This window comes from Stenotrophomonas sp. LMG 10879 (genome assembly GCF_002750935.1).
GTDB lineage: Bacteria > Pseudomonadota > Gammaproteobacteria > Xanthomonadales > Xanthomonadaceae > Stenotrophomonas > Stenotrophomonas lactitubi_B.
In genome coordinates, this window is sequence record NZ_PEJT01000005.1 from 26,077 (window position 1) to 48,584 (window position 22,508).

The 22,508-nt window shown below is 66.9% G+C and carries 18 protein-coding genes; 9 read left to right on the plus strand and 9 right to left on the minus strand.

Features of this window, described 5'->3' with window-relative positions:
- Nucleotides 1-65 precede the first annotated feature (65 nt).
- Together CR919_RS08870 and CR919_RS08875 are read left to right on the plus strand one after the other, a co-directional pair.
- Entirely contained in the window at nucleotides 66-560 is a 495-nt protein-coding gene (locus CR919_RS08870) for a MarR family winged helix-turn-helix transcriptional regulator (protein WP_050815698.1), read from the plus strand.
- A 537-nt stretch (nucleotides 561-1,097) separates the two neighbouring features.
- Complete coding sequence (locus tag CR919_RS08875) at nucleotides 1,098-1,325, plus strand: hypothetical protein (protein ID WP_099819708.1); 228 nt, start codon at nucleotides 1,098-1,100, stop codon at nucleotides 1,323-1,325.
- A 160-nt stretch (nucleotides 1,326-1,485) separates the two neighbouring features.
- Here the strand turns inward: CR919_RS08875 and CR919_RS08880 are convergent, their stop codons facing one another.
- The 4 genes from CR919_RS08880 to CR919_RS08895 all read right to left on the minus strand — a co-directional run bounded on the left by CR919_RS08880 (nucleotide 1,486) and on the right by CR919_RS08895 (nucleotide 5,925).
- A complete protein-coding gene (locus CR919_RS08880) occupies nucleotides 1,486-2,625 on the minus strand; it encodes a hypothetical protein (RefSeq protein WP_099819709.1) in 1,140 nt (379 codons plus the stop codon).
- 120 nt (nucleotides 2,626-2,745) lie between these two features.
- Entirely contained in the window at nucleotides 2,746-3,354 is a 609-nt protein-coding gene (locus CR919_RS08885; protein ID WP_099819710.1) for a thioredoxin family protein, read from the minus strand.
- A 16-nt stretch (nucleotides 3,355-3,370) separates the two neighbouring features.
- Nucleotides 3,371-4,870: an oligopeptide:H+ symporter gene (locus tag CR919_RS08890; RefSeq protein WP_099819711.1), complete on the minus strand. Its 1,500-nt coding sequence runs from the start codon at nucleotides 4,868-4,870 to the stop codon at nucleotides 3,371-3,373.
- A 179-nt stretch (nucleotides 4,871-5,049) separates the two neighbouring features.
- The gene (locus CR919_RS08895) at nucleotides 5,050-5,925 is read right to left on the minus strand and encodes a tryptophan 2,3-dioxygenase family protein (RefSeq protein WP_099819712.1); all 876 of its coding nucleotides are present in this window, start codon (nucleotides 5,923-5,925) and stop codon (nucleotides 5,050-5,052) included.
- A gap of 325 nt (nucleotides 5,926-6,250) precedes the next feature.
- Between CR919_RS08895 and pdhA the strand changes: the two genes are divergently transcribed.
- Genes pdhA through CR919_RS08915 form a run of 4 tightly spaced genes read left to right on the plus strand, consistent with a single transcriptional unit; the run spans nucleotide 6,251 to nucleotide 10,139 of the window.
- Nucleotides 6,251-7,333 (plus strand): pyruvate dehydrogenase (acetyl-transferring) E1 component subunit alpha, encoded by a 1,083-nt coding sequence (gene pdhA, locus CR919_RS08900; protein ID WP_032976633.1) that lies wholly within the window; start codon nucleotides 6,251-6,253, stop codon nucleotides 7,331-7,333.
- A complete protein-coding gene (locus tag CR919_RS08905; protein ID WP_089237416.1) occupies nucleotides 7,326-8,393 on the plus strand; it encodes an alpha-ketoacid dehydrogenase subunit beta in 1,068 nt (355 codons plus the stop codon). Before pdhA ends, CR919_RS08905 begins: the two co-directional genes overlap by 8 nt.
- Nucleotide 8,394: 1 nt before the next feature.
- On the plus strand, nucleotides 8,395-8,748 hold the full coding sequence (locus tag CR919_RS08910) for an SH3 domain-containing protein (RefSeq protein ID WP_099819713.1): 354 nt from the start codon (nucleotides 8,395-8,397) through the stop codon (nucleotides 8,746-8,748).
- Nucleotides 8,745-10,139 carry a dihydrolipoamide acetyltransferase family protein gene (locus CR919_RS08915; protein ID WP_089237418.1) on the plus strand — a complete coding sequence of 465 codons (1,395 nt, stop codon included), beginning with the start codon at nucleotides 8,745-8,747 and terminating at the stop codon, nucleotides 10,137-10,139. The genes CR919_RS08910 and CR919_RS08915 overlap by 4 nt, the downstream gene beginning before the upstream one ends.
- A gap of 122 nt (nucleotides 10,140-10,261) precedes the next feature.
- On the opposite strand, the gene CR919_RS08920 is transcribed toward CR919_RS08915, so the two are convergent.
- The 3 genes from CR919_RS08920 to CR919_RS08930 all read right to left on the minus strand — a co-directional run bounded on the left by CR919_RS08920 (nucleotide 10,262) and on the right by CR919_RS08930 (nucleotide 12,426).
- Nucleotides 10,262-10,648, minus strand: coding sequence for a VOC family protein (locus tag CR919_RS08920; RefSeq protein WP_099819714.1), 387 nt, complete (start codon nucleotides 10,646-10,648; stop codon nucleotides 10,262-10,264).
- 435 nt (nucleotides 10,649-11,083) lie between these two features.
- Complete coding sequence (locus tag CR919_RS08925) at nucleotides 11,084-11,791, minus strand: YafY family protein (RefSeq protein WP_099819715.1); 708 nt, start codon at nucleotides 11,789-11,791, stop codon at nucleotides 11,084-11,086.
- Nucleotides 11,791-12,426, minus strand: coding sequence for an NAD-dependent dehydratase (locus tag CR919_RS08930; RefSeq protein WP_180165192.1), 636 nt, complete (start codon nucleotides 12,424-12,426; stop codon nucleotides 11,791-11,793). The genes CR919_RS08925 and CR919_RS08930 overlap by 1 nt, the downstream gene beginning before the upstream one ends.
- 106 nt (nucleotides 12,427-12,532) lie before the next feature.
- Here CR919_RS08930 and CR919_RS08935 point away from each other — a divergent pair, with 106 nt between their 5' ends.
- Nucleotides 12,533-14,071 carry a GGDEF domain-containing protein gene (locus tag CR919_RS08935; RefSeq protein ID WP_099819717.1) on the plus strand — a complete coding sequence of 513 codons (1,539 nt, stop codon included), beginning with the start codon at nucleotides 12,533-12,535 and terminating at the stop codon, nucleotides 14,069-14,071.
- Nucleotides 14,072-14,244: 173 nt separating this feature from the next.
- On the opposite strand, the gene CR919_RS08940 is transcribed toward CR919_RS08935, so the two are convergent.
- On the minus strand, nucleotides 14,245-15,171 hold the full coding sequence (locus CR919_RS08940; RefSeq protein ID WP_099819718.1) for a DUF808 domain-containing protein: 927 nt from the start codon (nucleotides 15,169-15,171) through the stop codon (nucleotides 14,245-14,247).
- Nucleotides 15,172-15,356: 185 nt separating this feature from the next.
- On the opposite strand from CR919_RS08940, the gene CR919_RS08945 reads away from it, so the two are divergent.
- Nucleotides 15,357-17,048, plus strand: coding sequence for an AarF/UbiB family protein (locus tag CR919_RS08945; protein WP_099819719.1), 1,692 nt, complete (start codon nucleotides 15,357-15,359; stop codon nucleotides 17,046-17,048).
- Nucleotides 17,049-17,319: 271 nt separating this feature from the next.
- A complete protein-coding gene (locus CR919_RS08950; protein WP_099819720.1) occupies nucleotides 17,320-19,425 on the plus strand; it encodes a phosphoglycerol transferase I in 2,106 nt (701 codons plus the stop codon).
- 573 nt (nucleotides 19,426-19,998) lie between these two features.
- Here the strand turns inward: CR919_RS08950 and CR919_RS08955 are convergent.
- Nucleotides 19,999-22,425: a DUF3772 domain-containing protein gene (locus CR919_RS08955; protein ID WP_165787253.1), complete on the minus strand. Its 2,427-nt coding sequence runs from the start codon at nucleotides 22,423-22,425 to the stop codon at nucleotides 19,999-20,001.
- Nucleotides 22,426-22,508 lie beyond the last annotated feature (83 nt).

The following is a 22,508-nucleotide window of genomic DNA, read 5'->3' on the forward strand; positions in this document are numbered from 1 at the left end:
GAATGCAGGGTACGGACCCAACACTTATAGTTACACTTGAAACCACCAGCAAGGTGCACCGCAACATGAGCCCCGCCGATCCCGCTTCCACCCGCCTGCGTGCCTCCCACGTCCTGCTCGACCTGGAACAGTTCCTGCCGTACCGGCTGAGCGTGCTGTCCAACCGGGTCAGCGGCAACATCGCCAAGCTGTACGGCGACCGCTATGGCCTGGCCATCCCGGAGTGGCGGGTGATCACCATCCTGGCGCTGTACCCCGGCTCGTCGGCCAGCGAGGTCTCCGACCGCACGGCGATGGACAAGGTGGCGGTCAGCCGTGCCGTGGCGCGCCTGCTGGAACGCGGTTTCATCAAGCGTGAGACGCATGGCGATGACCGCCGCCGTTCGGTGCTGGCGCTGTCGGCGGCGGGGTTCGAGGTGTACGAGACGATCGCGCCGATGGTGATCGAGATCACCCGCAAGCTGATGTCGGTGCTGAGCGAGGAAGAGGAGCAGGTGCTGGAGAAGCTGATCCTGCGCCTGGCCGGCGATGGCCTGGAGCGGATGGGCGAAGGGGTCTGACCCCTTCGGGGCGGCGCCCCCCGCCGCCCTGGGTCGGTGTCGCCCTTGGTCGACGCCTGGATCCACGCCAAGCGTGGATGATGTCGCGGGCTGCGCTGTGAGGGATCCGGCGCAGGCCATTGATGACGTGCAACGCGCGACGTTCATGGCCCGCCGACGAACGGTCTTTCGGCCGGGTTCGACTCGACGTGTCGCGTTTACCACCTGATGTTTCGGCATCGGGCCGGTAGAGTCCTGATCGACAGAGCGGTTGTATCGAAATTCGCGCATCGAATGGCATTGCCTATTGGACTGCCGGTCCCATCGGCCCGAGGGTAGGCGCGCAGCGGAGCACCGCTGCCGGGGTTGAAAGCCCGATGATCCGAAGGAAACCACGCCGCACCCGTCGCCGCCCATCGCGGGCGGCGACGACTCGCGCTGCCCTGCTTTGGCGGGCGGTGCGTGGGGCCGCATGGCCGCCGTTCTTCCTTCGGATCACGGTCTTTCAACCACGCATCGCCTGCCGCCTTTCCGGCGGCCCCTCCCCGGAGCTTCGCCATGACTCGCCCCCATCATCCCCCTGCCGCTCCCATCAACCGCGAAGCCGACCTGCAGCGCATCGACGAGGCGTTGGCCACACTGGAAACCGTCACCGAGGCGTGGCTTGAACATCATCGCCTGAAGGCCTGCCAGCCGGGCCTGCTGCTGTCATTGAACCGGCTGCTCGACCTGACCAGTCTCGCCAAGGGCTATGCCAGTGCGCTGCGGGTGATTGCCGAACCCTGAGGGATGGATGGAAGAGCATCCACGCATGGCGTGGATCTACGCGGAGTCCGCACGCAATGGGGCAGTAGATCCACGCCATGCGCGGATGCGGAACCACCAGCACCAGCAGTAGATCCACGCCATGCGTGGATGCGGCCTCACGCGCGGATGGCCCACGTACTCAGCTCAGATGCTTGCGCCGTGCATGGATCCACGGCACCGCAAGCGCGCCGATGGCGCCACCGGCAAAGCCCAGCGAGGCAGCAACGGTGGCCGCTTCAACGGCCCCGGGCAACGCCAGCGCGGCAGTGACCAGCAGCAGCGACGGCAGGCCGACGAAGGTGCCCAGGAAGAACGGCCAGCGCGGCGACCAGGTGTTGAGCTGCAGCAGGCTGACCGGCTGCCACGCCTCGGACGCGGCGTCTTCGGCGATCTTCGCGACCACTCTGCCCAGATCCACTTCCGGCAGCAGCTTGCCCGGACGGGCGGCGGCAATCGCCTCGGCCACGGCCTCGACGGGCGGGAAGCTGCCCGGCCATGCCACCGGTGCGGGCACGCCATAGGCGGTCAGCAGGGGCACGCTCAGCCACGGCGCCACCAGCGGCCGCAGCCTGCGCCGGCCATGCACGCACCAGATCTGCGGCTGGCCGTGCGCGGTCACGCTGTACAACGCCAGCTCGCCCGGCGGCGGGTAGCCCAGCATGGTCACCCGTGCCGCCAGGCTGTCCTGGTCCATCGCACGCAGGAAGCCGGGGCGGCTGCGCCCTTCCTGCATCCAGGCCAGGCCGAGCGCGCCGACCAGATAGGCCTCGGCGACATCCTTGCTGCCCGCGGTGGCACGGTCATCGCTGGCCAGATACCAGGCCAGTGACTTCGGTTCGGGTACGTCGGCCAGGCCCCAGCGGCTGTCATCGCCCAGCACATGGCGCACCGGCAGGCGGGCCGGTGCGGTTTCACCACGCTCGCCGGGCTGCAGGAACGGCAGCACGCCCTGCACGAAACTGGACAGGTCGATCGCGCGCACGCCGTTGCCGTGCCATTCCGGCGGCAGCAGACCGGCCAATTGCCCTTCGGCGGCCAGTCGATCCAGCCGTGCCTTCTGTTCCACCAGCTTCTGCACCGCGCCCTTCAGCACCACGTTGTCGGGCAAGGCGATCTGCGGCAACCGATGCCGCGGCGGTGCGAGTTCGAGGGCTTCCGCGCCGGTGCCGGCGTCGTCCAGCAGGGCTTCCTGCGGCGGCAGGCTCACGCCATCAGGCGCCTCACCTTCGACCAGAGTGCTGGCAGATTCGGGCAGACGTTCGGCGTGGTCGCTGTGCATGGGCGCTCCGGTCGCGCCGTGTGGCGCAGTGAGGTCCTTGCCATTAACGGCCGAAGGGTAATGATCTGTAGATCCACGCCACGCGTGGATGGCCGAGCAGCGGGCGGCAGGCGCCGGACGCTACCGCGGCGTTGGCGGCGCCCACTGCTTGAGGAACGCCATCACGCGTGCGGTCTGCACGGTCCTGCCCTTGTGCATCGCTTCGCTGGGCTGTGGCGCCAGCAGCGTGCCGTCGGCATCGATCACCAGCAGGTGCGGGTGTTCGCCTTGCAGCGGCGGGAACTGGCCCAGGAAGGCCGCGTTCGGGTTCTCGGCGCTGTCGTTGACCTTGACCCACACGTAGTGGGCATCACGGAAGCGGCGCAGGTCGCCATTGCCTTCCACGGCTTCATCCAGTGCATGGCAGGGCTCGCAGGTGGCGCTGCCCACTTCCAGGATGATGCGCTTGTTGCCGCGCTGGGCTTCGACCTTGGCCGTTTCCAGGTCGGCAACGGGGTCGCGGGCCGGGTCGAACTGCGCGCCAAGCCCGGCGATGGCGGCGATATCAGCCGCCGCCGGAGTATTGCCCGAGGCCACCGGTTCGCTGGGGTCAGCGACCGGTGGCTCGGTGGGGCGGGTATCCAGGGGCTGCGTGGGTTCGGGGGCCGCGGGAGGTTGAGGCTGCGAACAGGCGCCGATCAGCGCCGCACACACCACTGCCACCACTACACCACCGAACGTTGTACGCATGCCCACTACCCTCTCATTACTTCACGCCGTGCATCAGCTTGTTGATCAGCGGCGCGACCAGGAACAGGACCACACCCGAACCGATCAAGGCCCAGAAACCGAAGGTATACCCCTTCAGGGCCGATTCGACCGTCATGCCGCCTTCACCACTGACCGCACCGGCGAAGATGCCCGACAGGTTGTTGCCGATGCCGGTGGACAGGAACCAACCGCCCATGCCGAAGCCGACCAGGCGCACCGGGGCCAGCTTGGTCACCATCGACAGGCCGATCGGCGACAGGCACAGCTCACCGACCGACTGGATGACGTAGACCATGAACAGGGTCCAGAACGGGATCTTGCCGTCCACGACCATGGTCGACAGGGCGAACATCAGCAGTGCGAAGGCAGCGCCGTTGAACAGCAGGCCGAGGCCGAACTTGCGCGGGATGGACGGATTGGCGCGGCCCAGGGCCACCCAGATCCAGGCGATGATCGGCGCCAGGGTGATGATCGCCACCGAGTTGACCGACTGGAACCACGCGGTCGGGAAGGTCCAATCACCCAGCTGGCGGTTGACGATGTTCTCGGCCAGGAAGGTGAAGGAGCTGCCGGCCTGTTCGAAGAACATCCAGAACATGACGTTGAAGGCGAAGATGATCAGCATGGCGATCACGCGGTCGCGCTGCACCTTGCCCTCGCGGATGCCTTCCACCAGCAGCAGCACGGCCAGGGCGGCAAACATCACGCCGAGGATCCAGGCCAGCGCGGTGGCGCCGGTGGCGAGCAGGAAGTAAGCCACCGGAATGGCGAACAGCGAACCGACCAGCACCATGATGATGCGGCCGAAACCTTCAGCACCGACCGGCGGTGCACCGATGCCCTTCAGGCCCGCACGACCGATGTAGAACCACACCAGCGAGACCAGCATGCCCACGCCGGAGGCGATGAACACGACCTTGTACGACGGCATTTCCGAGGTGCCGAAGACCTTGCGGGCCAAGTACTCGGTCAGCACCGGGGCGATCATCGCGCCGATGTTGATGCCCATGTAGAAGATGGTGAAGCCCGAGTCGCGGCGCTCATCCTTCAGGCCGTACAGCTTGCCGACCATGGTCGAGATGTTCGGCTTGAACAGGCCGTTGCCGACGATGATCGTGGCCAGGCCAAGCTTGAAGATGTGCTCCTGCGGCAGCGAGATCATGAACAGGCCGACGGCCATGATGATCGCGCCGGTCAGGATCGAGCGCTGGTAACCCAGTACCCGGTCGGCCACGTAACCACCGAAGATCGCGGCGGCGTACACCAGCGCCAGGTAGGCGCCGTAGATGCGGCTGGCGTCGCCTTCACCGGCGGCGTTGCCGTTGTAGAACTGGGCAACGATGTACAGCACCAACGCCCAGCGGATGCCGTAGAACGCAAAGCGCTCCCAGAACTCGGTCATGAACAGCATCCACAACGGGCGCGGGTGGCCCATCGTGGTGTTGAAGTCCGGCAGCGCCGGCTCTGGGGTGTTCGCAGTGGCGTTTACGCTCATGCGGAATTCCTGGTTCGGTGGATGGAGGCACGTCCAATGTGCGGTGAAGCAACGCGCGAGGATCACCGAATTCTGGCGTTCACGTCAAATACACGCCGTTTGAGGCAGGTCGCGGCCTGCTCGCTGAACTTGCATCTGAAACGATCCAGCCAGCCGCGGGCGACCAAGCTGAATGGGGGTCAGGCCAGATCCGGCGGGGGCGCGACCTGCAGGGTGGTACGCACCTGGAACAATTCAGGGAAGAAGGTCAGTTCCAGCGCCTTGGCCAGGAAGCCCACGCCGGAGGAGCCGCCGGTGCCGCGCTTGAAGCCGATCACCCGCATCACCGTGCGCATGTGTCGGAACCGCCACAGCTGGAAGGCCGTTTCCAGGTCCACCAGGTCCTCGCACAGCGCGTACTCGCGCCAGTAGCGGTCGGTGTCCTGGTAGATGCGTTCAAAGACCGGCTGCAGTGCGTCATCGGCCACATGCGGCTGGGTCCAGTCATGCGCCTCGTACACCGCCGGCACCGCGTGGCCGAAGCGGGCCAGGTACTTCAGGAACTCCTCGTACAGGCTCGGCGCCTCCAGCACGGTGCGCAGCTGCGCCTGCCCGGCCGTGTCGTGCTCGAACACCTGCAGCATCTGCGCGTTCTTGTTGCCCAGCAGGAACTCGATGTAGCGGTACTGCAGCGACTGGAAGCCCGAGGACGGGCCCAGCACGTCGCGGAACCCCATGTACTCGGAAGGGGTCAGCGTTTCCAGCACCGACCACTGCTCGGTCAGCTGGCGCAGCACCTGCTTGCTGCGCGCCAGCACCTTGCGGCACTGCCAGACCTCGTCGCGCTGCAGGAAACCGATCGCCGCCCCCAGCTCGTGGCCCAGCAGCTTCAGCCACAGCTCGGAGGTCTGGTGCTGGATGATGAAGAGCATCTCGTCGTGATGCGGCGGACTGGACAGCGGCTGCTGCGCGCTGAGCAGCTGGTCCAGCCGCAGGTAGCCGCCGTAGGTCAGCCGCCCCTGCAGATCGGTGTGGATACCGGCTTCGAGATCGCGTTGGTTGTTGTCGACGGACATGGGCGGGACCAGATCGGGGGCGGCAAGGGTAGCGCGTTGCCGCCGCGCTGGCAGCCGTGATGACCGTACCGGGGCGTGCGGCGCAGCTGTGGAACGGCCGTTGCGCGTGGAACCGTTTGCGCCGTTCTACTGGCGCTCAGCCCAGGGCGCGTTGTGATGCTTTGCAGCAATGGCTGAATACGTTGAAGTTATTGGCATCAAGCACGCGGAAGGGGGTACAAAGGCCGGCAGGCCGTGCTGCGCCGCAGGAGAGCTTTTTCGTACGCATTCCTTAACATGGCGATTCATATCATTTGTAACTTCTCTGTCGAAGGTGCAGTACGCAATGACGGTTGCCGCTGAGTTCAAGATCGAATACCTGCAGTATCTGGACACGGACGGCACGCTCGTCCGCGATGACCTGCCCGAAGCCCTGCGCGACCCGCGCGCGTTGCTGCCGATGTTCAAGCAGATGCTGTTCGTGCGCGTGTTCGACGGCAAGTCGATCGCGCTGCAGCGCACCGGCAAGCTGGGCACCTACGCGGCCTGCCTCGGCCACGAAGCCGCGCATGTGGGGATCGGCGCCTCGATGCAGAAGGACGACGTGTTCGCACCGTCCTACCGCGAGTACGGCGCGATGTTCATGCGTGGCGTGCGCCCGCACGACGTGCTGATGTACTGGGGCGGCGACGAGCGCGGCAACGACTACGGCGGCAATGCGGCCAAGGACTTCCCGTTCTGCGTGCCGATCTCCACCCAGTGCCTGCACGCCGCAGGCGCTGCGCTGAAGTTCAAGCTCAACAAGGAACCGCAGATCGCGGTGGCCGTGTGCGGCGACGGCGGCAGTTCCAAGACCGACTTCTACGCTGCGCTGAATTCGGCCGGCGCCTACAAGCTGCCGCTGATCCTGTGCATCGTCAACAACGGCTGGGCCATCTCGGTCCCGCGTTCGGCGCAGACCGGTGCCGAGACGCTGGCACAGAAGGGCCTGGCTGGCGGCCTGCACTGCCTGCAGGTGGACGGCAACGATCTGATCGCGGTGATGGCCGCCATGCTGCAGGCGCGCGAACGTGCGCTGGCCGGCGACGGCGGCACCGTGCTGGAACTGATGACCTATCGCCTGTCCGACCACACCACCGCCGATGACGCGCGCCGCTACCGCGACGACGCCGAAGTGAAGGATGCCTGGCAGCGCGAGCCGATGCTGCGCCTGCGCAAGTACCTGACCAACGCCGGTGTCTGGAGCGAGGAAGAAGAAGCGGCCTGGACCGCCGAGTGCGGCAAGCGCGTGGACGAGGAAGTGAACCTGTACCTCAACACGCCGGTGCAGCCGGTCGAGGCGATGTTCGATTTCCTCTATGCCGACCCGCCGCAGGACCTGCTGGCCCAGCGCGCCCAGGCGATCGCCCTGGAGCAGCGCCATGGATGAGATCAAGAACGGCGCGTCCAGCGCGCACACCAACGCCGCCGACAGCGCTGCCGTCGCGCGCGGAGAACAGAACATGACCGACACCCCGATCACCCTCATCGAAGCCATCACCCAGGCACTGGCCTGGGAGCTGGAGCACGACAAGTCGGTGCTGGTGCTGGGCGAAGACGTGGGCGTCAACGGCGGCGTGTTCCGCGCCACCGCCGGCCTGCAGCAGCGCTTCGGCGCCGACCGCATCCTCGACACCCCGCTGGATGAAACCACCATCGCCGGCCTCACCATCGGCCTGGCCGCACAGGGCATGAAGCCGGTGGCCGAAGCCCAGTTCGACGGCTTCATGTACCCGATGGTCGACCACATCATCTGCCACGCCGCGCGCCTGCGTTACCGCACGCGTGGCCGCCTGCACTGCCCGATGGTGCTGCGCGTACCGTGGGGTGGTGGCATCCGTGCACCGGAACACCACAGCGAAGCCAACGAAGCGATCTTCACCAACGTGCCGGGCCTGCGCGTGGTGCTGCCGTCCTCACCGCAGCGCGCCTATGGCCTGCTGCTGGCCGCGATCCGCGAGCCGGATCCGGTGATCTACATGGAGCCCAAGCGCATCTACCGCCAGTACAAGGAAGTGGTCGTCAACGACGGCGAAGCCTTGCCGCTGGACGTGTGCTTCGTGCTGCGCGACGGCACCGACGTGACCCTGGTGACCTGGGGCGCGCAGGTGAAGGAAGCGCTGGAAGCGGCCGACAAGCTGGCCGGCGAAGGCATCAGTGCCGAAGTCATCGACGTGGCCACGCTGCGTCCGCTGGACTTCGCCACGATCGCCGAGTCGGTGGCCAAGACCGGCCGCTGCGTGATCGTGCAGGAGGCCCCGAAAACCGCGGGCTTCGGCGCGGAAATCGCCGCACGCCTGGCCGAGGAATCGCTGTACGACCTGCTGGCGCCGGTCGAGCGCGTTACCGGCTACGACACCCACATTCCGCTGTTCCGCCTGGAGATGAAGTATCTGCCGAGCGTGGAGCGGATCGTGGCGGCGGCCAAGCGCGCGGTGGCGGCAGGCTGACATGCGGGCCCGCCTTCTCGGGGCTTACCGCAGCCAGTATCCCAACCCGCTCCGGTTCCGCACCGGCCAGATCGTCGAAGTAGGCGTACGTGACGAGGAATGGCCGGCGTTTGCCTGGGTGCGCACCAGTGATGGGCGCGCCGGATGGGCACCGGTAGCGTGGTTGCAGCTGTTGGACGATGGTCGCGCAGAAGCCCTGCGCGACTATGACGCCCGCGAGCTGGATGTGGAGAACGGCGAGATGGTCAAGCTTCATCACGAACACGGCGGGTGGTGGTGGTCCGAGCGCGCCAATGGCGCGATGGGCTGGTTGCCTGCCCGCGAACTGGAACTGCTGGAAGAGAACTGCAAATGAGCCAGACCAAGAACTTCAACCTGCCCGACCTGGGCGAAGGCCTGCCGGACGCGACCATCGTCGAGTGGTTCGTCAAGGAAGGCGATGTGATCAAGCTGGACGAGCCGCTGGTCTCGATGGAGACCGCCAAGGCCGTCGTCGAAGTGCCCTCGCCGTTCTCCGGCACGGTGCTGAAGCTGTCCGGCGCTGCCGGCGACATCATCCCGACCGGCGCGGTGCTGGCCAGCTTCGCGCTGGACCCGAACCTGCCGCAGCGCGCTGACGGCCAGGACACCGGCCACAGCCACGGCCATGCCGCTCCGGCGGCTCCGGCCGCACCGACGCCGCCGCCGCTGCCGACCGCAGCCGCCCCGGTAGCTGCCGAAGAAGCCAAGCCGGCCGCCGCCGAGCGTGATGACGCCGGCACCGTGGTTGGCGCGATGCAGAGCTCCAACGCGGTGCATGCCGAACAGGCGCTGGCCGTCGGCGGCGTCAAGGCCGTACCGGCCGTGCGTGCCACCGCGCGCAAGCTGGGCGTGGACCTGAGCCGCGTGCGTGCCACCGGCACCGATGGCGCGGTGACCATGGCCGACGTCAAGCAGGCCGCTGCCGATGGCAGCGCGAAGATCGGCGCCGCACCGGCAGCGGTTGCTGCACCGGCTGCTGCCGCACCGGCTCCGGCGCAGGTAGCCGCGCCGGTCCAGTCCGACGCACGCACCCCGCTGTCTGCCGCTGGCAAGCCGATGCGCACCCAGCCGCCGGGCGTGGTCGCCAAGGGCCAGCCGGAACCGCTGAAGGGCGTGCGCCGCAACATGGCCCGCGTCATGGCCGATGCGCACAGCAAGGTCGTGCCGACCACCTTGAACGACGACGCCGACATCCACGCCTGGCTGCCGGGCAACGACGTCACCGCGCGCCTGGTGCGCTCGATCGTGGTCGCCGCGCAGAAGGTGCCGGCGATGAACGCCTGGTTCGATGGTGAAGCGCTGACCCGCACCCTGCATGCGCAGGTGGACATCGGCATCGCCGTTGATACCGACGACGGCCTGTTCGTGCCGGCGCTGCGCAACGCCGACATGCTCGACGCACGCGGCATCCGCGAAGGCGTGAACCGTCTGCGCGAGCAGGTGGAAGCGCGTTCGATCGCGGCCTCGGAGCTGAGCGGCTACACCATCTCGCTGTCCAACTTCGGCATGTTCGCTGGCCGCTACGCGACCCCGGTCGTGGTGCCGCCGTGCGTGGCCATCGTCGGTGCCGGTCGTGCCCGCCACCAGATGACCCCGGTGATGGGCGGCGTGGAAGCGCACAAGGTGATACCGCTGTCGGTGACGTTCGACCACCGCGCCGCCACCGGCGGTGAAGCGGCCCGCTTCCTGCGCGCGATGATGGACGATCTGGCGCTGGCCAGCTGATCGACCACCTGATCGGTGGGTGCCAACCGTTGGTTGGCACATGAACTGGAAAAACGCCGGGCATTGCCCGGCGTTTTTTGTGCGTCTTCATCCACGCATGGCGTGGATCTACTTCGCGCTGATCAATCGCGCGCGACCATGCCCTCGGCGCGGCTGTAGACACGCAGGCGGTGGCCATCGGGATCGACGCCGACGAAGGTGTGGCCAAATTCCAGCGTCACCGGTGCCTGGGTGATCTGCACGCCAAGCGCGCGCCATTCGTCGTGCATGCGATGCACCGTTGCTGCATCAGCCACCACCATCGCCAGTTCGGCTGCACCCGCCTCGGCGGTGACAGGCGGCTGCACGTCATCGCGTTGCCACAGGCCCAGCGCGGCGCCATCGCCAAGCAGGAACAGGGCGAAGCCGGGCGACTGCTCGACCGGGGGTTTGCCGAGGATGCCGCTGTAGAACGTGGCGCTGGTGGCGACGTCGTTCACGTACTGCAGCAGGGTGCTGGGCTTGAACATGGGGAAGCTCCGTTGTTGGGAGCGTTCATGGTGGCCCTGCCCTGCTGACAGATCCTGTCAGCAGCAGCGAGCCTGCTAGACGGCTGTTGCCCTGGCTCTGGTAGAGGTCGAGCTTGCTCGACTGCTCGAGCCTTGGCCCTGGTAGAGGTCGAGCTTGCTCGACTGCTCGAGCCTTGGCCCTGGTAGAGGTCGAGCTTGCTCGACTGCTCGAGCCTTGGCCTTGGTAGAGGTCGAGCTTGCTCGACTGCTCGAGCCTTGGCCCTGGTAGAGGTCGAGCTTGCTCGACTGCTCGAGCCTTGGCCCTGGTAGAGGTCGAGCTTGCTCGACTGCTCTCCGCGAACAGCAAAAGCGTCGAGCAAGCTCGACATCTACCAAGAGCGGAGAGCAAAGATCAAAAGCAGTCGAGCAAGCTCGACCTCTACCAAAGCTGGTCCGTCACGAACGGTCCAGCCAGTCCGGGGCGATGCCCTGCGCCTTCTGCCAGCGCCGCAGCAAGGTGGCGCGTGGCACCAGGTAGCACTCTGCCAACGCACGCACCTGGCGAATGCGATCCAGGCGGAAATGACGGAAGTCCTCGCGGCCCTCGCACCACGCCGCCAGCATCGGCACTTCATCGAAGTAGCCCAGTGCGAACGGCCAGACCACGCGCTCGGTACGCCGTCCCTGTGCATCCTCATAGGCGAACTGCAGCCGCTGCTGCGTACCCACCGCTTCGCGCACGGTCTGCAGGCGCGCCGGGGGCACCTTCGCTGCCGTACGCGATGGGCCCACCCGCAGGCCGCTGTCACGCAGTGCTTCGCGGCGTGCTGCTGGCAGCACATGGGCGATGCGTGCCAACGCATCACGCGCGGCCTCGGCCAGCGCCGGCTCGGTGCGTGCCGCTACCCAGCGCAGGCCCAGCACCAGCGCGTCGATTTCCGCCGGTGGCAAGGTCAGCGGCGGCAGCACGTCGCCCGGTTCCAGCTGGTAGCCGACACCGGCTTCCCCGCGCAGGTCGGCGCCCTGTTCGCGCAGCGTTTCGATATCGCGGTACAGCGTGCGCAGGCTGATGCCCAGCTCGTCGGCCAGCGCCTGCCCGGCCACCGGCCGGCGGTGGCGGCGCAGCACCTGCAGCAGCTGGGTCAGACGCAGCGCGCGCGACATCAGTCCACCAGGTCTTTCGAAGCCACCACGTGCTCGCCCGGTGCCGGCGCCAGTGCCGCGTTCACCAGCGCGCGCGCGATACGCGTGGCCGGGTTGATACGCCACGCACGCGGCAACACCGGCCGCAATGCACCCAGCACCTGCAGGGCGAACTGTTCGCCGCGGCGCGCCTGTGGGCGGTGGCCGCCGATCAGGCCCGGCCGGACCAGGGTCAGCGAAGCGAAGCCCAGCGCGCGCAGGTCGCGCTCCAGCTCGCCTTTTACCCGGCTGTAGAAGATGGCCGAACCCGGATTGGCCCCCGCCGCCGAATTCAGTACGAAGGCACGCGCGCCCTGGGTCCTGGCCAGGCGGGCGAAGGCGAGCGGGTAGTCGTGGTCGATCCGGTAGAAGGCCTCGCGGCTTCCCGCCAGGGCCATCGTGCTGCCCAGCGCGCATACCACTGCATCCACCGGTGCCCAGCCCGGCGCATCCGGCAGCTGATCGAAGTCCAGCACCGGGGCGTGCAGTTTCGGGTCGCGCAGGTCCAGCGGCCGTCGGGTCGGGGCCACCACAGCGCGGCAGCGTGGGTCGTCCAGCAGCATCGGCAGGGCCAGCCCGCCCACCAGTCCCGTCGCCCCCAGCAACATCACACGCATACCCACCTCCACTGCGGCATCCTGTCGCCCATCCTATCGGTTCAAGCCACCGCCAGTTGCGCCGATATGCTGTGACCAGCCTCCCTGCCACCCCAGGATTCGTTCCATGACGGACCAGCCCGACCCCCGCCCTGCCCCCGGCACCGCCATCGGACCGCCTGCGCGCGTGCGCGCGGTGGTCGATGACGGGCGCGGCGATCGGGTGGTACTGCAGGGCGGCAGCGGCGTGGCGTTGCAGCAGCTGTTTGCCGCGGCCGATGCGCCTGAGCCGCTGCTGGCCGCCTTCGCCAATGGCATGGCCACCCTGCCCGGCGAGCTGGGCGACATGGGCGATCGCCTGCAGTCGGCGCAGGCCAGTGCCGACTGGCCGCGTTATGGCCGGGCAATGCGGCAGCTGATCGACAAGTACATCCGCACCATCGACCAGCACTCGCCCGATGGCCAGCCCGACAGCCTGCGCCTGTCCGAGCAGCTGAGGTTGCTGCTGGGCGGCGCGGTGGTGGCGCTGCTGCAGCACGATCCCGACTTGCGCGAGCAGGCCCAGGCACTGGCCGTACGCCTGCGCCAGTGGCAACCGGGCGCGGCACTGGAGCCGATCGAACAAGGTGCGCGCGAGCTGGGTCACCAGATCGGCGTGCGCGCCGAGAGCTGGCAGGAACAGCAGGCGCTGCTGCTGGAATTGTTCGCACTGCTGCTGGAGAACGTCAGCGAGCTGCTGGATGACCGCAGCTGGCTGCAGGGCCAGATCGCAGCCGTGCGCCAGCTGCTGGCCGGACCGCTGGAAGCCGAATCGGTCGAGCGCACCCGCGCCGAGCTGCGCGAAGTGATCTACAAGCAGGGCCTGCTGCGGCAGGGAATCGACGATTCGAAAGCGGCCATGCGCGGGTTGATGGGCGAGTTCATCGAGCGCATGGACGGCATGGCCGCCAGTACCGGTGAATACCACGACCGCATCGGCAGCTACGCGCTGCAGCTGCGCGAGGCGCGCAGCATCGCCGACCTCAACCACCTGCTGCAGGAAGTGATGCAGGACACCGGCAAGGTGCAGCAGCAGGCCGCGCAGGCACGTGATCACCTGGCCAGCGCACGGCAGGAAGTGGAACGCGCCGAGCAGCGCATCAACCAGCTGGAACAGGATCTGCGCGCGGCCGGCGATCTGGCACGAATCGATCCGCTGACCCAGGCCCTGAACCGGCGTGGCCTGGATGAACTGCTGCAACGCGAACTGGCCCGCGCCGCGCGCAACAACTCGCCGTTGGGGCTGGCGGTGATCGACCTGGATGATTTCCACCAGACCAACGACGAACACGGCCACGCCGGCGGCGACGCGCTGCTGCAGCACCTGGTGGCGGTGTGCCGCCTGCTGCTGCGTGCCACCGATGGCATCGCCCGGCTGGGCGGCGACGAGTTCGTTCTGGTACTGCCGGAAACCCCCGGCGCGGACAGCATGGCCACCGTGCAGCGCCTGCAGCGTTCACTGGCGCATCGCGTGCTGACCGTGCAGGACCGGCGGGTACCGGTGCATTTCAGTGCCGGGCTTTCGCAATGGCAGCCGGGCGACGATGCCGATACGTTGCTGCGGCGCGCCGATGACGCCCTGTATGTGGCCAAGCGCGAAGGCAAGAACCGGGTGCACGCCGGGTAGTTCGCGAGCAGATGCCAACCTTGGTTGGCACGCGCGACAAACAACCCGCCGACCAAGGTCGGCCTCTACCGGGCAAGGCGCTGGAAACCGCTTGGTAGGTGCCAACCTTGGTTGGCACGCGCGGCAAACAAACCGCCGACCAAGGTCGGCCCCTACCGGGCAAGACCCCTGCGCTACTTGCCGCGCAGCTTCTGCACGCCGGTCACCACCGCCAGCACGATCGCACCGGCGATGATGCCGACCACCATGTTGCCCAGCGCGTTGACCAGCCAGCCCCACTGGCCTTCGCCGCCCAGCGCCTGCACCGCGTGGTGCAGCGCCGGCACGTTGTGCACCAGGATGCCGCCACCGACCAGGAACATCGCCGCGGTACCGGCCACCGACAGGAACTTCATCAGCCACGGCGCCGATACCAGCAGGCCACGGCCGACCGCCGCCAGCGCCGCGCCCTTGCGCGACAGGTACAGGCCCAGGTCGTCAAGCTTGACGATGCCGGCGACCAGCCCGTAGACGAACACGGTCATCGCCAGCGCGATCACCACCAAGGTGCTGACCTGGTTGATGAACGACGCCGTGGCGACCACACCCAGCGACAGCACGATGATTTCGGCCGAGAGGATGAAGTCGGTGCGGATCGCGCCCTTCACCTTGTCCTTCTCCCACGCGACCATGTCCACCTGCGCATCGGCCAGCGCCTTGCGCCGCTCAGCCTGATGTTCGGCGTCCTCGTCGGCGGAATGCAGGAAACGGTGCGCCAGCTTCTCCACGCCCTCGAAGCACAGGAAGGCACCGCCGATCATCATCAGCGGCACGATCAACGGTACGTTCCAGCCACGGCTGTGCAGCCAGGCTTCCAGCGCGCTGATCGCCAGCGCGGCGGGCACCAGGATCACCTTGTTCACCAGCGAGCCCTTGGCCACCGCCCACACCACCGGCAGTTCGCGGTTGGCATTGACGCCGGTCACCTGCTGCGCGTTCAGCGCCAGGTCGTCGCCCAGCACGCCGGCGGTCTTCTTGGCGGCGACCTTGGTCAGCACCGAGACGTCGTCGAGCAGGGAGGCGATATCGTCGAGCAGGGCAAACAGGCTGGCACCGGCCATGGGGGATCCAGTAAAGGGAATGAGCGGATTCTGACCCATCCTGCACCGCCTGCGGTAGCGGATTCACCGCGCGCCTACCGTTGCACAGGGACACTGCAAGCGTATTCCGATCCCGCCGGGCATGGCCCGGCGCTACCCGGCCGCCAGATCACGGCCGCCGGGTCGTCGCTTTCGAGGAGTTCTGTTTGAGCAAGCCGCCCGCCGCCACAGGCAATCCCCCGCTGATCCGGGGCATGAACCGGCGCAGCCAGATCCTGCGCCTGTTGATGCGCTACCGTCATTCCGGCGTGTTCTCCGGCATGAACCTGGACGCTGCCGGCAGCCACACCGATGTGCCGCCCGATGGCAATCCCGAGCAGTTCGTCAGTGACCTGGAAGCGCTGGGGCCGACCTTCGTCAAGCTCGGGCAGATGCTGTCCACCCGCCCGGACATGGTGCCGGTGGAGTTCGCCACCGCGCTGGAGCGGATGCAGGAGAAGGTCGCTGAGATCCCGGTCGAACGCATCCACGCCATCGTCGAACAGGAGCTGGGCGCACCGGTGAACAAGCTGTTCGCCGCATTCGATCCACAGCCGCTGGGCTGCGCGTCCATCGCCCAGGTGCATCGCGCAGTGCTGCATGACGGCCGCGAGGTCGCGGTGAAAGTGCAGAAGCCCGAGGTGGCCGCGCAGCTGCGTTCGGACCTGGACGTGCTGCGCAGCTTCGCCCTGGCCGCCGACCACCTGACCCAGATCGGCCGCCGCGTGCGCCTGCGTGACTGGCTCAACGAATTCTCCAAGACCCTGATGCAGGAGCTGGACTACCACGCAGAGGCTGAGAACCTGTCGCGCTTCGGTCGCCATCTGAAGCCGTTCCGGCGCCTGTGGATTCCGCAGCCGCTGTGGGACTACTGCAGTCATCGCGTGCTGACCATGGAACTGGCCAGCGGCGTACGCGTGGATGCCATTCCCGATGTGCGCCGTACCGAACAGGCGATGGACCCACTGGCGGCGGCGCTGATCCGTGGCTATCTGGATCAGATCTTCGTGCACGGCGAGATCCATGCCGATCCGCACCCGGGCAATCTGCGGGTACTGCCCGATGGGCGCCTGGCGATCTTCGATCTGGGCATGGTCGCGCACATGCCACCGCGCCTGCGCGAGCGGCTGCTGAAGATCCTGTTCGCCGCCGTCGATGGCCGCGGCGAGGAGGTGGCCGACGACCTGATCAGCATCAGCACGCGGCTGGAGGCGTTCGATGAAGAGCGTTACCTGCGCGAGACCGGCCAGCTGATCGCACGCTACGCAGCCAGCGCGAATTTCTCCGAAGGACGTGTGGTGCTGGACATGGTGCGCATCGCCACTTCGTCCGGATTGCGTACGCCGCCGGAGCTGAGCCTGCTGGGCAAGGCGCTGCTCAACCTTGAAACCGTATGCCGATTGCTGGCACCGGACCTTGATACGCGGCGCATCGTCGAGCGCCAGTTGCAGCACGTGATGCGCGCGCGTCTGAAGAAATCCCTGTCGGCCGCCAACCTGGCCAGCGAAGCCATGGAGGTGCAGCAACTGCTGCGCGATGGGCCACGCAAGCTCTCGGACATCATGGCGCTGCTGGCCGAGAACCGCCTGCAGATGAAGGTGACCGGGCTGGAAGAATCGCGGCTGATGGAGAACCTGCAGAAGATCGCCAACCGCGTGGCGGCCGGCATCATCAGCGCAGCGTTGATCATGGCGGCGGCGATGATGATGAAGATCGATACCGGCTGGCATATGTTCGGCTATCCCGCCATCGCACTGGTGCTGCTGTTGATCGGCGTGGTGCTTGGGCTGGGCATCGTGACCAGCGCCTTGCTGTTCGATCGGCGTGCGCGTTCGCGCGAGGAACGTGGACATCGATAGCGTTGATGCGTTGTCGTATCCACGCGTGTTGTGTATCTACGAAAACAGCGCATTCATGCGGTTTTTAATGCAATCGAGCGTGAGTTTTCACGCTCGATTTACGTTCGCGGCGTGATATCGCACGCGCGATTTCAACAAACATTTCAGTCAGGTTCGTGCATGCACTATCGGGTCATCGGCCTGTCATGCAGATGTGCTTGCAGCAGCGCCGGTCGGATGGACACGCGTCGGTACGACGTCCATCGCCACCCCGTCACTGCCGAAGCTGCCTATGCTCTGGATTCTGCTGCTGTCGCTGTTGCTGCTGTCCTGGTTGTTCCTCGCGTCCGCAAAGTGGGTGTGGTGGAAAGCAGGTCTGTTCTCGCTGTTGCTGCTGGCGCTCAGTGCGTGGTGGCTGATCGACAAGCTGTCCGGCGACGGACTCAACGCCGCCACCCTGTACCACCTGGGTGCGGACATGGAAGGCGCCGGTGTCGCCGACTTCAAGGGCTATATCGCCGGCTTCATCGTGCTGGCTGCCGTGTCGCTGCTGCCGCTGTTCGCTACGCGGGTGAAGCGTTGGCGCCGACCCACGGCCGGTGGTGCGTGGTTTGCCGGTTTCGCCGCGCTGTGGGTGGCCACGGTCATGATCAGCCCGCTGGCGCGCGATGGCCAACGCCTGTACCAGCAGCTGCGTCCGGTGGATTTCGCCCGTATCGCTCCCGAGTACCAGATCCCCACGCAGGCCCTGCAGCGCCCGCGCAACATCGTGTGGATCTACGGCGAGAGCCTGGAACGCACCTATCTGGATGAGGCCGTGTTTCCCGGCCTGATGCCCAATCTCAACCGCTTGGCCGCCAAGTCACTCGATGTCCGCGGGCTGGCCTCGGCCGAGGGCGGCGGCTGGACCATCGCCGGTCTGGTGTCATCGATGTGCGGCGTGCCGCTGACCACCTCGCAGGGCGATGAGAACAGCATGGACCGGATGGGCAGCTTCCTGCCCAAAGCCGTGTGCCTGGGCGACTATTTGAAGCAGCAGGGCTACACCAACCACTATCTGGGTGGCGCCAACGGCCAGTTCGCCGGCAAGGGCCAGTTCCTGGCCAGTCATGGCTTCGACGAAGTGCATGACCTGGCATGGTTCAAGCAGCAGAAGAAGATCGGCCGCATCCACTACTCGGCGTGGGGCGTGCATGACGACGTGCTGCTGGACACCGCCTACCAGCGCTTCGAACAGCTGTCGCGGCAGGACGCACCGTTCATGCTGACCACGCTGACCATGGACACGCACCACCCGGCCGGGCATCTGCCGGTGGCCTGCAAGGGCGAGCGCTACCAGAGCCAGTACGGCAACATCGGCATGCTCAACGCACTCAAGTGCACCGACCGCCTGATCTCGCAGCTGGTCGAGCGCATCCAGGCCAGCCCGTATGGCAAGGACACGCTGATCGTGATCGCCTCCGATCACCTGGCCATGCCCAATGACCTCAGCCATATCCTGACCAGGCAGAAGCGCGAGAACCTGCTGCTGTTCCTGGGTGACGGCGTGGCCCCGCGCCAGCTGGCCGCCGAAGACGGCTCGACGTTGGATTCGGGTGCCACCCTGCTCAGCCTGCTCGATCCGAACCTGCAGACGATGGGCTTCGGCCGTTCGCTGCTGGACGACAAGCGCGCGCCGAGTGCCAGCGCCGCCGCGCGCCGCGATGGCGGCCGCGACTACCCGCAGTACCTGGCCTTCGCCCGCTCGCTGTGGCTGGGTGAACCGACGCGGCAGCTGAAGATCGACGGCGACGACCAGGTCGTGGTCGGCCTGCAGCACGTGCAGCCGCCGGTGCTGCTGGAGTACGACAAGGACTGGGACTTGAAATCGGTGTATCTGGAAAACACCTCGCGCCAGTTCGACGATGCCGACCCGGACAACACACTCGCCTACGTCGATCGCTGCACCGCGTTCGAGGATGGCTCAGCCGACGGCGACTGGTGCGCGCTGCTGGTGAACCGCGACAACGGCATCAAGCTGTACCGCGATGGCCAGCTGCGCAACGGCATCGACGTGGATGCACCGCTGGATGCGTTCCAGGGCCCCCGCCCCAGCGTGCGCCAGGCACACATGATCACCCAGAAGGGCCGCCGCACCCGCGCGGGCCAGTACATGCTGCAGCTGGTGGCGAGTACGCGCCCGGATCGCGGTTTCTGGATCGAAGCGGTGTCTTCGCAGCGCAAGGTGGTGCTGGCCCAGCAGTGGGTGCAGCCCGATGCCGACGGCAAGATCAACGTGTCGTTCGGTCTTGATCACGAGGTGGACGATCTGGAAATCCGCGCGTGGTTGAACCACGCCGAGAAGCTGGCAGTGGATACGTTCGCACTGGTGCCCTCACGCGGGCGACCGCGGGGGTAAAGGGGTTCTTTCGGCAGGGCTGCGCCCTGCACCTGCAGAGGCGGAAGCAAAAGCAACGGCGGCATTTCGTGGGGTGGCGGGGCGGTGTCGGATTGCGGGGACGCCGCAAGTACGTCCCTGTAGGCTTGGCAGCCGCATCCATGCGGCTGACACCCCGCAATCCGACACCGCCCCACCTCTGACAGATTTCCGCAATCTGGTAGATCCACGCCATGCGTGGATGTTTTTCGATCAATTTTCGAAATATTCGATTTCGATGGACATTCATCCACGCATGGCGTGGATCTACGTGTCGACCAAGGTCGACACCTACCAACCGCAGCGCGGTCGACACCCACCAAGAGCAGGCAATGCCATCCCGACAGATCGCGGAAATCTGTCGAAGGCGGGGTGGGTCCGGTTGCGGGGGCGTGAGCGCCATGGATGGCGCGACCGAGCTTACATGGACGTACTTGCAGCGTCCCCCGCAACCGGACCCACCCCGCCTCCCCACAGGAAACCCGCTCTTGCTTCGGCCGTTGCTGTTGCCGTTGCTTCGGCAGGTGCAGGGCGCAGCCCTGCCGACCCACCCTCTTACTGCTGCGGATCCCGGGTGATGTGGATGTCGGTCGGCGTGGACAACGGGATGTTCCGCTCAGCCAGGATCTGCAGCAGGCTGAAATACAGATCGCTGCGCGTGCCGTACACCTGTCGCGGGCTGGCCACGTAGGCGAAGCTGTTGATGGTGATCTGGCCGCCGGCGATGCTGTCGATGTAGACCGACGGCGCCGGCTGCTGCAGTACCGTGCTGTGCGCACCGTAGGCATCCAGCAACGCCTGTCGCAGGCCCGCGACATCGGTGCTGGCCGGCACCGCGAACTGGATCTGGATGCGGCCCTGGTTGTTGCCCATCGTCATGTTGCGGATGGTCTTGGTGATCAGTTCCGAATTGGGCACGATCAAGGTGGACTTGTCGCTCACCTGGATCTCGGTCGAACGCACGTTGATCCGGCGGATGTCGCCTTCCTGATCGCCCAGTTTCACCCAGTCACCGATCTTCACCGGCCGCTCGGTCAGCAGGATCAGGCCGGACACGAAGTTCTGGATGATCGCCTGCAGGCCGAAGCCGATGCCCACCGAGAGCGCGCTGACCAGCAACGCCAGGTTCTTCAGGTTCAGGCCCATCGCGGTCAGCGCCCACAGCGCCACCAGGATGATGCCCACGTAGCGGGTGATCGTACTGATTGAGTTGCGTGCGCCCAGGTCCAGCTCGGTCTTGGGCAGGTAGGTGTCGGTCAACCAGCGCTGCAGCAGCTGCGTCAGCCCCAGTCCGACCAGCATCACCAACAGGGCAATGGCGATCCGCGCGGGCTTGAGCGTGATGTCGCCGATGGAGATGCCGTTGGCCAGCGACGCGACGCGCTCGACCACCGAGCCGATGTTGCCGAACGGTGCGGCCAGCGCCAGCAGCGCGACCAACACCACGAACGTGCGCAGCACGGCTGACAGCAGCACGCCGGCCTGCTCCAACCGCGACACGCTGAGGCCGGTGCTGAGCAGGATGGTCTGGCCAACCTTGCTGTCAGCGTTGAGCAGCCAGGTGGAGAAATCGTCGACGAACTTGAACAGCAGGGTTGCGGCCAGCACCACGATGCTGCCGCCGATCAACTGCTGGTTCACGAACTTGGCGAAGTTCACATAGCCCATCAAGGTGGCGATGATCGCGGCCACCACGGCGATGTTTCCGGCTACCCGTGCCAGCACCAGCCAGCTGCTGCGGCGTACCGGAACGGCCGCGCCCTGGCCGTCGGCCTGTGCTTCCAGCTTCGCCTCGGCCTCGGCGGTCTGCCGCCGATGCAGGCGCGCCAGGGTCACCAGCATGGCCATGATCAGGCCCAGGTAGGTCAGCGCGATCACGCCGTCCAGCGCCACCGTGGTGACATCGCTGGTGCGCGTGGCGCGATCGATGGCCACCAGCACCGTGCTCAGCCAGGCCAGTGCCGCAGCGCCCCAAGCGTACTTGCGCAGTTTCAGCGCGGCGGTGTCATCCAGGTTCAGCAGCCGCCACGAAGGCCGCTTGGGTACCAGCAGGCAGGCACTGAGCGCGGAGATGAAGGCCGCCGCGAACGTCGCCGCCTGCACGCCTTCGGCCACGCTCTGCAGCCGCGGCGGAATCGCGCCGATGGCATCCAGCGCGGCCACCAGCACCACCACGGCGTAACCGGGCAGCAGGGTGCCTACCAGCAGCAACCACATGGCCAGGCCGGAGCGGCGCAGGCGGCCGTCGGGGGCGCGCTCGGACGCGGCGAAGCGGCGCCCCAGCGCGCGCAGCCACAGGCGCAGCGGGAACATCATCACCAGTGCCGCCGCCAGCCCCAGCAGCAGCGTGCCCCAACCATGGGTGGCGATGGCCGTGGTCAGCGCCGCACGGCCCTGTTGGGCCAAGGGCGTGACGCGAGCGATGTCGTTCGGCAACTGGTCGGCCACCTGTCGCCACAGCGTCGGCGACAGCGGCGAGGCGACCTTGCGCCCCAGCTCCTCGGTGCGCTGTGCGTTGCGCTGCTTGTCGATGTCCGCGCTCAACTGCTGCGCACGCACGGCGCTGGACTTCGCCTGGGCAATCGATGCCACCAGGGCATCGCGCTGGCGGGTCAGCGTCCGCCGCTGCGCGGCCAGCTCCGGCGGTTCGGTGGTGTCCTTGGGCGCATCGCCCAGCTGCGTCAGCTGCTCGTTGAGCTGGTCCAGCTGGGGCTGCAGGGTCTTTTCCAGCGCCTCGGCATCGCGCTTGGCCTGCGATGCATTTTCCGACAGCGTGCCCAGCGTTTCGGTGGCTTCGGCATCAACGCGCTTGCGCTCAACATCCTTCAGCGTGCTGTCGATCTGCGCCAGCTGCTGCTTCGGTGTGGGGTCGTCATCCTGGGCCAGCGCCGGCACAGCCAGCAGCAGCGTGCAACACAACAGCAGGCCCAACCACGGGCCACGCACCAGGATCGTTCGGAAGAAGGAAGACAAGCCAGCCACACCGGTTCACGCGGACCACCGCGCCTGCGCGCGACTATACGGCAGGTGCTGTAAACGGCGGATGCGCAGGCGCTGGTGGGTGG